This is a genomic window from Paenibacillus sp. TAF43_2, from assembly GCF_052113545.1.
In the GTDB taxonomy this organism is placed as follows: domain Bacteria; phylum Bacillota; class Bacilli; order Paenibacillales; family Paenibacillaceae; genus Pristimantibacillus.
The window spans coordinates 1-12,969 of sequence record NZ_JBFRDK010000074.1; the positions used below are offsets into that span (position 1 = coordinate 1).

The following is a 12,969-nucleotide window of genomic DNA, read 5'->3' on the forward strand; positions in this document are numbered from 1 at the left end:
GCGCTGCTGGACAAAACAAAGGTCAAGCTTATATTGTCTCCAGCTGAATCGCAGCTTTATAATCAGCTCGCGGAAGATTTCACCAAATCTTCGATGCATGGCATGTTTGAAGGCTTGGATTTAGTCGTTGCGATTACGGATATGCACTCAAGCTTCCGACTCGGCAAGCAAAACGGCCAAGACACGATTACGCTGGATGTAAAGATCAAGGTCGTATTTGAGGAGGCGCCAAAAGGCATATATGAAGATCAGTGGCAGCCCATTGAGCAAAATTTAAATAAGGAATATGCAAAATCATGCCTTGCACTTCTCCAAAAAATCCAGAAAGCAAATGTAGACCCTATAGGTTTCGGACTGCGCTATCGGGCTACCCACCCTGGTAAGGAGGCTTGGCAGAAGTGGCAGTCCATCTACCCTAACGTTAAATTTATCGTAAATGCCAATATAAAAATTGAAGGTACAGGTATTATCAAATAGGGTTAGCACCAAAAACAAAAGAGGTGAGCCAGAAGCTTGTTGCTTCTGGCTCACCTCGAATGATATTTAACTATTATTTTAGGATCAATCGGTTTGTTTGACGCAGCTCATTAATCGTACCAACGCCAATGCCAAACATCGCCGTACGCATTTCAAACTCAATCCGTTCGAATTGTTGCAGCAATTGCTCCTGCGAAATTTCCTTGCTGCTGCTAGCCGCTTGCGGCAGCAATACGCGTCCAAAGCCAGCAAGATTTGCGCCTAGCGCAATTGCTTTCGCAGCATCAACACCCGTACGCAAACCTCCGCTTGCAATAATATTAGCCTCGGGAAGCGCAGCGCGAATTTCTGTCACACTCTCAGCAGTCGGTATGCCCCAATCCGCGAATGCTTCAGCAGCTTGCCTTCTTAGATCATCGGTGGAGCGAAACTTCTCGACTTGGCTCCATGAAGTTCCACCCGCACCAGCAGCATCAATAAAGGAAACGCCTGCACCCACAAGCGCTGCTGCCGTTTCCGCATCAATGCCCCAGCCCACTTCTTTTACTCCAACCGGCACATTAAGCGACCTGCAAACCTGCTCAATAGAAACCAATAAATTGCGGAAATCGGTATCCCCTTCGGGTTGAAACACCTCTTGCATGCTGTTGAGATGCAGGACTAACGCATCCGCTTCAGCAATGTCTACAGCTCTGCGGCATGATTCTACACCAAAACCATAATTCAACTGAACCGCACCAATGTTAGCAATAACAGGTACGGTAGGCGCATCTTTCCGTATGGAGAACGAAGCTGCGAGCTGTTCGTTTTCTATTGCGGCGCGCATGGAGCCTAGCCCAATCGCCCAGCCCCTCGTTTCTGCCACAACCGCCAATCGACGATTAATAGCCCCTGCTTCATCCGTTCCTCCAGTCATGGAGCTAACGAGCAGTGGGGCTCCAAGCTTTTTGCCGAACCAATCTGTATTTAGGCTTACTTCAGCGAAGGAAAGCTCAGGCAGTGCATTATGCTTAAAACGGTACCGCCCCAAGCCCGTTTCAATGCCAACGCTGTTTACTTGCTCCTGCAAGCAAATACGTATATGTTCTCCTTTACGCTTTGCAGTTGCTGCTTGCTGATCTACTGACATGCTTGTTCCTCCCAAGCTTAAACGGCCAACGCCTTTTATAGCAGCGCCGCTCACGTTTCGCTTCTCTATCTTCTATTCCTGCGTTTACAACTTGTGAATTTCCTCATCAATAAGCTGAACATATATGTATCCATTAGGTCTGCTTGCACTTTACACTTCATAACTTTTTCAGCGTAGTAACTATGTACTAGTTTAGCACATTTTTTTGATTCACGCTCTCAACTCCACGACATTGACACATAAGCTGATCCATCCATTCTGATGCATGCGCTCTGGCGTCTAGAATAGTTCTTCTAATAAATGTGGCATTATAAAGAGACTAACCCCAATCCTAAAAATATGAGCCTGACCGATGAGTTAGAAGCGACGGCTAGTTCAGTAGACAAATGATTTTTACAATCATTTATTTGAATTTTACAATCATTTTATCTTGTTAAACCGTCGAAATTCATATAAAATATAACTAACAAAAGCCTTATAGGGGGACTAAACATGGAAATGATTATATTTGATACACAACAGGAATTAGATGCTTATGCTGCGGAATTATTTGTAGGTATCGTAAAAGAGAAACCAGATGCCGTACTAGGCCTTGCAACAGGATCGACACCCATCGGAATTTATGACAAAATAGTAGAACTGCATAAACAAAACAACGTTAGCTTTAAAGATGTGACAACGTTCAATTTGGATGAATATGTCGGAATCAAGCCTGATAACGACCAAAGCTACGCCTACTACATGAAGCAGCATCTGTTCTCGCACATCGATATTCCCGAGAACCAAATCCATTTGCCAAATGGAATGGCTTCGGATGTTGAGCTGGAATCGAATGCTTACGATGCAATGCTAGAAGCAAGACCAGTAGACATTCAATTGCTTGGTCTAGGCCACAACGGTCATATTGGATTCAATGAGCCTGATGTTAATCTTTCTGGCGGCACTCACGTTGTTAAATTAAAAGAGGAAACGCGTGAAGCAAATGCTCGTTTCTTCGATTCTATGGATGAAGTACCTGAGTATGCAATTACGATGGGTGTTGGCTCTATTTTGAAAGCTAATACGATCGTGCTGGCTGTTCGTGGTGCTGACAAAGCAGAAATTGTAAAAGAAGCATTGACTGGCCCAATTACGACTAACGTACCGGCTTCATTGCTGCAAACTCATGCGCGCGTCATTGTTCTACTAGACCGCGAGGCGGGAAGGATGTTAAGTTAAATGACCCTAAACTCTGCAAACTGGTTCATCCACAACGTAAATATCGTGCTTGAAGATGGGATAGTTAACGGCAGTGTTTTTGTACAAGATGGGAAAATTGCAAAAATTGTTGCCCAAGATGACAACGAGGCAGCAAACGAGGCTTCAGATGCACAGTTGTCTATAGACGGAAAGGGAGGCTGGCTGCTTCCTGGTTTTATTGATGTGCATGTTCATGGTGGATTTGGTGCGGATTTTATGGATGCCAGCCGTGAAAGCTTCGACACCATTACTAAATTCCATGCCTCACAAGGTACGACAGGCATGCTTGCTACAACGATGACTGCTCCTAAGGAAGCAATTGAAGACGTATTGCATGCCGTTGCAGATTACCGCAGCAGTGAAATGCCTTACGCAGCCTTGTATGGCGTACATTTGGAGGGCCCGTTCATAAGCGAGGCATGGCCAGGCGCTCAAAACCCAGCTTATATTAAAACACCTCAGCTGGAATGGATGCAGCAATGGCATGCCAAGTGGCCCGATCTTCTCCGTCAGCTTACACTGGCTCCTGAGAAAAGCGGTGCGATTGAGACCATCGCTTGGCTTGCTGAGCAAGGGATCGTCACAGCCTGCGGGCATACGGATGCTGTCTATGATGAAGTGATCTCTGCTGCTGATGCTGGCCTTACGCAGGCTGTTCATACCTATAATGCAATGCGTGGTCTGCATCACCGTGAGCCCGGAACGCTAGGAGCTGTATTGACCGATGACCGCATTGTGGCCGAGCTCATAGCCGATGGTATTCACGTCCATCCAGCTGCAATTCGATTGGTGCTCGCTGCTAAACCTTCAGATAAGGTTATACTGATCACAGATGCGATGGCAGCAGCAGGCATGCCCGAAGGCGAATATAGTCTCGGAGGCTTAGCCGTCATCGTAAAAAACGGCGAAGCAAGATTAAAAGATGGCAACGCCCTAGCAGGCAGCTGTTTAACGATGATAGGTGCCGTACGCTTTATCCATGATCATACTAACCTATCGCTTTCTGAAATTAGTCGGTTGGCTAGCGGCAATGCAGCAAAACAGCTTGGCATCAGCGACCGTACCGGTTCAATTACGAGCGGCAAACAAGCTGATCTTGTATGGATTGACTCGCAAATGCAAGTTCAACAGACTTGGGCGCAAGGCCGTTCCATATACGAAGCTAAACAAGCGTAAAAAAAAGCAAGAGGTTCCGTGCTCAAAGGTTAGATAACCTTTGAGCACGGAACCTCTTTTTAACATTTGTTAATCTGTCACGTATACGGAAATACCGTGCAGCTTCATTTCAGCTGCAAGCTCTTCGGTGAGCGGAACATCCGTAATGACGCCTTTCAGCTCGGATAAGGATGCAATGGAAAATAACGAGGTGCGATCTGTCTTCGTATGATCGAATACGGCATATGCCGCTTGCGAACGCTTAATGAGTGCTTTAGCAATTTGCGCTTCTTGCTCGGAGTAGGTCGTGATGCCGCCAGCAGCAGATATACCATCAACACCGATAAACATCTTTCCGATATGCAAATGAGCGACCATCCCCTCACCTAGAGGGCCGCACAGCTCAAAGCTGTTATGGCGCATAATGCCGCCGGTAACAACAACCTGAATATCGCTGCCTGCCAGCTCCATTGCGATATTAACCGCATTGGTCACTACCGTAATGCCCCGCCTCGATTTGATCATCTTTGCAATAAGGAAATTTGTTGTACCGCCAGAGAGACCAATCACATCGCCTTCCAAAATTAAAGAAGCAGCTAATTCCGCGATATGCTCTTTCTCCAGTATCGACAAACCTTCCTTCTCCGCAAAAGGCAAATCCCTTACTGAATTCATTCCATCGTACATCGCACCGCCAATTGTCCGAATAACCGGATAATCAGCTTCCATTTGCTCAAGATCTCTTCGAGCCGTCGCTTCAGAGCAGCCGAAGCGCTCAACCATTTCCAAAATCGTCACCCTGCCCTGCTGCTTCAAAAGCTGCAGAATAGCTTCACGGCGACGCTGACCCTTGTTACCGATCAATTCAGCCATTGTCAGCGCTCCACCCAAGCCTTGGCGGACATCCGCTGTTGGACGACACTCCATTCCGGCAAAGCTTCCCAGTCGCCACGCATTTGAACGACTAATGATCCATTAATACTTGCTAGGCGTACTGCTTCTACAGGGGATAAGCCCTTCATAATTCCTGCCAAGAAACCAGCGCAAAAGCCGTCACCTGCGCCTACAGTATCAACAACCTGCTCAGCCGGATAAAAAGGCAAGCTTTCTTCCTGCCCATTGTTTAGAACAATCGTCGTGTCGCCTCTGCCTTTAATGATCGACACCGCTTTTAATTGATTCAGCTGGCCTTTAATATGCTCATAATCGTCTGTTTCGTACAATAGCTTAAGCTCGTCCCATCCTGGCAAAAAGTAATCCGCATCTGCTGCAAGCGGCAGCAGTGCTGCACGAGCTTCTTCGATTGACCACAGCTTAAGCCGCAGGTTCGGGTCAAAGCTGACAAGCACTCCAGCTTCCTTCGCAATATCGATAGCGCGGCGAACAGTCTTGCGGCAATCCTCGCTAAGCGCAGCTGTGATACCGGTTACATGAAGCAGTTTAGCACCGCGAATATAATTCTCGTCAAGATGCTCAGGCAGCATCCGACTAGCTGCCGAATGCTTTCTGAAATAATGAACGGCTGTTCTACCTGCTACATGCTCACGAAACATCATGCCCGTAGGAGCTTCCGAGCTAAGCTGCGCACGAGATACGTCTACACCCTCGCCCCGCAGCGTCTTCAAAATAATTTTGCCAAACGGATCGTCGCCGAGAGCGCCAAACCATCCAACAGAGGAGCCTAGACGTGCAAGTCCTATTGCGACATTGCTTTCCGCTCCGCCAAAGCTTTGTTCCAGCGTAGCGGCGCGTTCGATTGACTTATGCTCCTCTGGCATAAACAAAGCCATTGATTCGCCAAACGTAACAATTTGCGGCGATGATTCTAACACGTAAAAATCCCCCTATAGCGTTATATAATCGGCGTTATCCATATTAGCTTTAGATCATCGGAAACTTCATGAAGTAGATAATAGCGATATATAGCACCAATACGATGATGCTCATCACGCGTGCTTTGTTAATGTGTGCAGTTGCGCTTTTGCCTTCTTGAATGGAAGCTACTACAAGCTTAAGCGGCTTGGAAATAATTCCGCCTAGTGCCGCAATTGCCAGGAACAGCAAAATAATAATGACCATCCATGCCACCTTGTAATCCGCTTGCGACATCAAATATCCACCTGTTAGCAGCTGCAAAACTAGAAAATATTGCGCAATTCGGTTTGCCGAACGCAGGCCGTCAGCTAATCCGCCTTGTCCAACTCCGGCAAGCTTAGTAGCTCTACCCAGCATGATTGGAAGAACGATATAGAAGCCCATACCTACTGCTCCAATCACGTGCAAAAATAACATTACTTTAAACATTTTAACTCCTCCTGTTTTGGTAAACGTAATCATCCATTCATTGATTCGCAATTGCCAAAATTAATTCTATAAATAGTTTATCAGAAACGAGATTTTTTTCAAATGACTATGCTCCTGAACCGAGGTTTTATACCCTTTTTTGTTGAATTAGCTCCGAAATCGTTCCCTAAATTTTCACACTTTAATTAGAAAGCTCAATTTAATCGATTTTCGGTTGGCTTTAAGCTTTAAAGCCGTATTTACTCATAACCCCATGAATTGCAAAATAAGTAACTTCCTCAGGCAAAGCATCCTTTATGGGACGCAGCTTATCGATTCCTTGCTCGCCAATCGCATGGACGATCAATTGCTCATATTCTGCTGGAATGATTCTGCTCCAATCGATTTCTTCACCTTCATCTGCACACCGTATGATATGTCCTTCAACGGTTACTTTCGTTAATCCGCGTTCCTTCGCTATTTCATCCGGTTCCAGCCCACTTTGAAATAGCTCGAGCGTAGCATAGTGGCTTGGCTGCTCATCATTCGTTGCTGCCTTCTTGACGACTTTCGGCTCTCTAGCCGCAGTTGTTATCATTCCTTCGGCTTGACCTTCGCCTCCGAATGAATGAATAATCGAGAGCAGATCTTCTCCATACTTCTCCGCCTTCGCAGCACCAATCCCCTTCACGCTAAGCAATTGATTCTCGTTTTGCGGACGAGCCATTGCGATTTCTCGCAGCGTTGCATCAAAGAACAACATAAATGGAGGCACACCCTCTGTAGCTGCCTTTTCTTTGCGCCATTGCTTGAGCGCATCGAATAGAGGTGAAGCAGCTGCTGAATCGGAAGAGGCTGCTTGCCGAACCGTTGCTCTAACTCTTTGCATAATTGGTTCGCGGCCTTCCAGTACCGGCAGTGCGCTCGCAGTTAGCGAGACGACTGGATATTGCCCTTCACTAAGCTTTAAGTATCCTTCAGCCACGAGCCAATAAAGCCAGTCCGCTATTTCTTTCTCGGGCAAATGCCGCATTAAACCATAGGTAGTCAAACGATCGAGCCCAAATTCAAGCAACCGTTTATCACGTGATCCCTTTAGTACCTTAGCTGCCATCRTAACACCGAAACGCCCTCTCATTCGACCTACGCAGGAGAGCGCCATCTTCGCTTCCTCCGTCCGGTTAACCGGCTCGCTCTTATCGAGACAGCTGCTGCATTTCCCGCATGCCACAACATCCGTCTCTCCGAAATAATCAACGATAAACTGCTGCAAACAACGCTGTGTTCGACTATAGTTCATCATGGTATGGAGCTTAGATAGCTGAATCGATTTACGATCTGAATCCCCAGTGCCCTGTTCGATCAGAAAGCGTTGCACCTGCATATCAGCCGGTTCAAACAAGAGAATGCATTCGCTCTCCTCTCCATCACGGCCGGCACGGCCAGCTTCTTGGTAATAGGATTCAATATCGCTAGTCATTTGCCAATGCAGCACATAACGAACGTTTGGTTTATCAATGCCCATTCCAAAAGCGTTCGTTGCAACCATTACACGAATCTCATCGAATCGAAACTTCTCTTGCGTGTCAGCGCGCTCAGCATCCGACAACCCACCGTGGTATTTGCCTGCTTGAATGCCTCTGCGTGTTAATTGCTCATATACATTCTCGACTTCTTTTCTAGTTGCTGCATAGATAATGCCTGATTGATCCTTACGCCCTGATATGAAGCTCTCAAGAAACTTTTTCTTATCCACGCCTGTAACGACGGATAGAGACAAATTTGGTCTCGCAAATCCCGTTACAAAAATGCTAGGTTCACGCAGCTTGAGCATTTCTGAAATATCAAGCGCTACCTCGTTTGTAGCTGTAGCCGTAAACGCCGCAACGAGCGGCCGATCCTTCATTCGAGCAATCCAGCCTGCCAGCTGACGATAGCTTGGACGGAAGTCATGCCCCCACTGCGATACGCAGTGAGCCTCGTCTATCGCAATGAGCGGTATAGTGAGCGTCTCAGATAACGATTGAAACATCGGCGCATCAAGCCGTTCAGGCGCAACATACAGCAGCTTATATTCTCCCATCATCGCGTTTCGCATCACATCTCGATATTCAGCTGCTCCTAGCGAGCTGTTAAGAAACGCTGCAGATACCCCGACTCGCCTCAGCGCATCAACCTGATCCTTCATGAGCGAGATGAGCGGCGAAATTACAAGAGACGTTCCCGGCAAAAGCATGGATGGAATTTGATAACAAATCGATTTTCCGCCGCCGGTCGGCAAAATTGCTAGTGTATCGCGTCCATTCATAATCCCCGATATAATGTCTTCCTGTCCTTTACGGAAAGAGTCATAGCCATATACCTGTTTCAAGGCTTGTCTTGCTTGTTCGATCAACCTGTACCCCTCCCATAGTAAACCTTTTCTTTTGTACCTTGAAAATAAACAAGAGGACCCTGGCAGCATTCTGTCAGGGTCCTCCCAAACGCATTCATTTATAAAAGCAGCAATTGAGCTTGCTTGCTAGCCTGTTACTACTTGGATAACGTTGCGTACGGATTGAGCAGATTTATCAAGCGCAGCCTTCTCTTCAGCAGTCAAATCAAGCTCAAGCACCTTTTCAATGCCGTCACCGCCAATGATTGTTGGCACACCCATGAACAAGTTATTATAACCGTATTCGCCTTCAAGCAAAGCGATAACTGGAATAATTCGTTTTTTGTCTTTAAGGATGGCTTCTGTCATTTGAACCAGCGAAGCTGCAGGCGCATAATAAGCGCTGCCGTTGCCGAGCAGGTTTACGATTTCGCCGCCGCCAACGCGAGCGCGTTGTACGATTGCTTCAATTCGTTCGGCTGATATAAGCTTCTCGATTGGGATGCCGCCAACATTTGAGTAGCGAACGAGTGGGACCATATCGTCGCCATGCCCGCCAAGCACAAAGCCGCGAACATCTTCAACGGATACGTTAAGCTCTTGCGCAATAAATGTGCAATAACGAGCTGTATCAAGGACACCTGATTGACCGATTACACGGTTTTTAGGGAATCCAAGCGTTTGGAATGCTGCATAAGTCATCGCATCCACCGGGTTGCTTAAAATAATAACATAAGCGTTAGGACTAGTTTCTTTAATGTTTTCGCAAACGGATCTTACGATTCCAGCGTTCGTGCTAACAAGGTCGTCACGGCTCATACCTGGTTTACGAGCAATACCTGCAGTGATGATCACAACATCAGAATCTTTTGTATCATCGTAGTTGGCAGTACCGATAATGTTTGCATCTACTCCAAGCACCGGTGTCGCTTCAAGCATATCAAGTGCTTTACCTTTAGTTGGGTTTTCAAGCGGTGCGATATCAACAAGAACAACATCGCCTAGTTCTTTTTGAGCTAGCATAAGTGCAGTAGTAGCGCCAGTGAAGCCAGCTCCTACTACAGTAATTTTTTTACGCTTAATCGCCATTTGTAAAACCTCCAGTAAAACATATTTTGAAGGGGAGACCCCTTTGACCCCCATTTTCACTTTACAACCACTTAAGTACGTTTTCGAACCCACCTAAATCCTCCCTTCCAAGGGAGGACCTAAGGGGCGCTGCGCCCTCTGGACACCTGCGAATTGGACTAACGTAGGAGAGCCAGAGGGCGCACCTTAGCAACTGTTGAGCGTGGCTCGCTTTCGTCCCTGCGGGACACGCTCAACAGTTGCTCGCATGGGGAATGTGTCCTTGCGGGACGCCATTTCCAGTACGAAGTACAAAGGAATGTGCCCCTGCGGGACATCATTCACGGTGCGAAGAACAAAGGAATATAAGATGAGGGGGGCATCTGCCCCCCTACTTTTTATAAAACTACATGTTTTTGATGATTTCGTCTGCGAATGCGGAACATTTTACTTCTGTTGCGCCTTCCATCAAGCGAGCGAAGTCATAAGTTACTGTTTTGTTGTTTATCGAAGCTTCCATACCTTTATAGATAAGGTCAGCCGCTTCTTGCCAGCCTAGGTGCTCAAGAAGCATTACACCGGAAAGGATTACGGAACCTGGGTTAACTACGTCAAGGTCAGCATATTTCGGAGCTGTACCGTGAGTAGCTTCGAAGATTGCGTGTCCAGTCAAGTAGTTGATGTTCGCGCCCGGAGCAATACCGATACCGCCAACTTGTGCTGCAAGAGCATCGGACAAGTAGTCGCCGTTCAAGTTCAATGTAGCGATAACATCAAAGTCAGTCGGACGAGTAAGTACTTGTTGCAATGCGATATCCGCAATTGCGTCTTTAACGATTAGCTTGCCAGCTGCTTCTGCATCTTTTTGTGCTTTGTTAGCTGCGTCAGTGCCTTCTGCTTCTTTAATGCGGTCGTATTGACCCCATGTGAAAGTCTCGTTAGCGAATTCTTCTTCAGCCACTTCGTAGCCCCAGTTTTTGAACGCGCCTTCTGTGTATTTCATGATGTTGCCTTTGTGTACAAGTGTAACTGATTTTTTGCTGTGTTTGATTGCGTACTCGATCGCTGCGCGAACAAGACGTTTCGAACCTTCTTTCGATACTGGCTTAATACCGATACCGGAAGTTTCTGGGAAGCGGATTTTGTTAGCTCCCATTTCGTTTTGCAAGAACTCGATTACTTTCTTCACTTCTGCAGAACCTTCTTGGTACTCGATGCCCGCATAGATATCTTCTGTATTTTCACGGAAAATAACCATGTCAACAAGCTCAGGGCGTTTTACTGGGGAAGGTACACCCGTGAAGTAACGAACAGGACGCAAGCAAGTGTAAAGATCAAGTTCTTGACGAAGCGCAACGTTCAATGAACGAATGCCGCCGCCGATAGGCGTAGTCAATGGTCCTTTAATTGCAACGATATATTCACGGATTGCTGTCAAAGTATCAGCAGGCAGCCACTCGCCGTATGTGTTGAAAGCTTTTTCGCCGGCAAATACTTCGTACCAAGCGATTTTTTTCTCGCCGTTATAAGCTTTTTCTACCGCTGCATCAAGTGCGCGTTTCGAAGCTTTCCAAATGTCGCGGCCAGTGCCGTCGCCTTCGATAAAAGGAATAATTGGGTTGTTAGGTACTTGAAGAACACCGTTGTCAATTGTAATTTGTTCGCCTTCAGTTGGAAGCGCGAATTTTTCGAACTTAGCCATGAATAAAATCCTCCTTAGAATTGTACCTGCTTTATAGCAAGTATAGATGAAATATGATGTCTTTTTTTAAAGAACAGAGAGCGTAGAGCTTATCCGCTCTCTCTATTGTAACTTAAATCACGAATTAACGCTGTTCAATCGGAATGTACTTCGCATTAACCGGACCAACATAGTCGGCACGCGGACGGATCAAGCGGTTATCTTGATATTGCTCAAGAATATGCGCGCTCCAACCAGATACCCGGCTGATTGCAAAAATAGGCGTGAACAAGTCGCGTGGAATTTCAAGCGTTGTATATACAGACGCTGAGTAGAAGTCCACGTTAGGCTTCAAGCCTTTTTGTCCAGTTACGAGCTCTTCAATTTTAACAGACATTTCGTAAAGCTCCATGTTGCCTGTCAGCTTGCCAAGCTCGCGGGACATTTTTTGCAGATGCTTCGCGCGAGGATCGCCGTTTTTGTATACGCGGTGACCAAAGCCCATAATTTTCACTTTGTTTGCAAGCGCGTTGTTAATAAAGCTTTCAACGTTAGCAGTAGAACCGATTTCTTCAAGCATAACCATTACAGCTTCGTTTGCACCGCCATGAAGAGGGCCTTTCAAAGCGCCAATCGCTGACGTTACGCCCGAATAAATGTCCGACAACGTTGCTACGGTTACACGAGCAGCAAATGTCGACGCATTCAACTCGTGGTCAGCATGAAGAACGAGCGCTTGATCAAGTGCTTTAACAGCAACTTCAGCCGGCTCGCTGCCAGTAAGCATATACAAGAAATTATAGGCGATGGATACGCCTTTCTTTGGAGCTACAGGCTCTTGTCCTAGGCGGATGCGTGAAAAAGCAGCAATAATTGTTGGCAGCTGCGCCTGCAATTTAATTGCTTTCAATTGATTCGCTTCAGGAGACATATCGTTTGCGGATTCATCGTACAATGCTAAGCTGGATACTGCCGTACGAAGCGCAGCCATAGAATTTGTATTTTTTGGATAAAGCTTGATTTGATCAATTACGCCTTCTGGAAGCGCTGCAAATTGATCCAATTGCTTTTGCAGTCCATCAAGCTCAGAACGATTCGGTAGTTTACCGTACCATAGCAGGTAGGCAACCTCTTCAAAAGTAGCGTTTTCCGCAAGATCATCAATATCAATACCGCGGTATGTCAATACGCCATCAATAATGGAGCTGATGGAGGACGTCGCTGCGACAATTCCTTCCAGACCTTTAGTTGCTGTCATCGTTCTCTCTCCTTTAACATGGTTATCGTAAACAATAAAAAGGGGTCGTTTTTGTACCATCGCCTTTAATCATAAATGATTTCGGCAATTATGTGAACAAATACAGACATAAAAATGCTTTATCAGCGTCATCAATAATTTTTTCGCTTATTATTTCTCCGCTTCACTTCGTATGCTCAAACTGCATTTTTCCCTATTCGCTCCAATTTTAGCCGCAGCATAAACTATTTTTACAGAAACGGATAAAGTGGTAAAATGTCAAAAAGAGAACTTACAGAGCAAATTTTGCCGTATTGGAGGCGCAA

At 46.3% G+C, this 12,969-nt stretch carries 11 protein-coding genes; 3 read left to right on the forward strand and 8 right to left on the reverse strand.

Annotation, left to right across the window (positions count from 1 at the left end):
• Window positions 1-477, forward strand: a 477-nt coding sequence (locus tag AB4Z17_RS16985; protein WP_441960998.1) for a Ger(x)C family spore germination C-terminal domain-containing protein, incomplete at its 5' end; no start/stop codon positions are given.
• A 73-nt stretch (window positions 478-550) separates the two neighbouring features.
• Here AB4Z17_RS16985 and fni read toward each other — a convergent pair.
• Window positions 551-1,606: a type 2 isopentenyl-diphosphate Delta-isomerase gene (gene fni, locus AB4Z17_RS16990; protein WP_339207812.1), complete on the reverse strand. Its 1,056-nt coding sequence runs from the start codon at window positions 1,604-1,606 to the stop codon at window positions 551-553.
• A 492-nt stretch (window positions 1,607-2,098) separates the two neighbouring features.
• Between fni and nagB the strand changes: the two genes are divergently transcribed.
• Entirely contained in the window at window positions 2,099-2,824 is a 726-nt protein-coding gene (gene nagB / locus AB4Z17_RS16995) for a glucosamine-6-phosphate deaminase (protein ID WP_076267784.1), read from the forward strand.
• Complete coding sequence (gene nagA / locus AB4Z17_RS17000; RefSeq protein WP_441961000.1) at window positions 2,825-4,021, forward strand: N-acetylglucosamine-6-phosphate deacetylase; 1,197 nt, start codon at window positions 2,825-2,827, stop codon at window positions 4,019-4,021.
• 69 nt (window positions 4,022-4,090) lie between these two features.
• Here the strand turns inward: nagA and AB4Z17_RS17005 are convergent, their stop codons facing one another.
• The 7 genes from AB4Z17_RS17005 to citZ all read right to left on the reverse strand — a co-directional run bounded on the left by AB4Z17_RS17005 (window position 4,091) and on the right by citZ (window position 12,664).
• Window positions 4,091-4,873: a DeoR/GlpR family DNA-binding transcription regulator gene (locus AB4Z17_RS17005; RefSeq protein WP_441909106.1), complete on the reverse strand. Its 783-nt coding sequence runs from the start codon at window positions 4,871-4,873 to the stop codon at window positions 4,091-4,093.
• A gap of 2 nt (window positions 4,874-4,875) precedes the next feature.
• The gene (locus tag AB4Z17_RS17010) at window positions 4,876-5,832 is read right to left on the reverse strand and encodes a sugar kinase (RefSeq protein ID WP_441909053.1); all 957 of its coding nucleotides are present in this window, start codon (window positions 5,830-5,832) and stop codon (window positions 4,876-4,878) included.
• A gap of 49 nt (window positions 5,833-5,881) precedes the next feature.
• Window positions 5,882-6,304 (reverse strand): hypothetical protein, encoded by a 423-nt coding sequence (locus AB4Z17_RS17015; protein ID WP_076267788.1) that lies wholly within the window; start codon window positions 6,302-6,304, stop codon window positions 5,882-5,884.
• A 220-nt stretch (window positions 6,305-6,524) separates the two neighbouring features.
• Entirely contained in the window at window positions 6,525-8,678 is a 2,154-nt protein-coding gene (gene recQ, locus AB4Z17_RS17020) for a DNA helicase RecQ (RefSeq protein WP_441961001.1), read from the reverse strand.
• Between the two features lie 126 nt (window positions 8,679-8,804).
• Window positions 8,805-9,746: a malate dehydrogenase gene (mdh, locus tag AB4Z17_RS17025; protein WP_441961003.1), complete on the reverse strand. Its 942-nt coding sequence runs from the start codon at window positions 9,744-9,746 to the stop codon at window positions 8,805-8,807.
• Window positions 9,747-10,131: 385 nt separating this feature from the next.
• Window positions 10,132-11,427: an NADP-dependent isocitrate dehydrogenase gene (gene icd / locus AB4Z17_RS17030; RefSeq protein ID WP_076267791.1), complete on the reverse strand. Its 1,296-nt coding sequence runs from the start codon at window positions 11,425-11,427 to the stop codon at window positions 10,132-10,134.
• A 124-nt stretch (window positions 11,428-11,551) separates the two neighbouring features.
• A complete protein-coding gene (gene citZ, locus AB4Z17_RS17035; protein ID WP_076267792.1) occupies window positions 11,552-12,664 on the reverse strand; it encodes a citrate synthase in 1,113 nt (370 codons plus the stop codon).
• Window positions 12,665-12,969 lie beyond the last annotated feature (305 nt).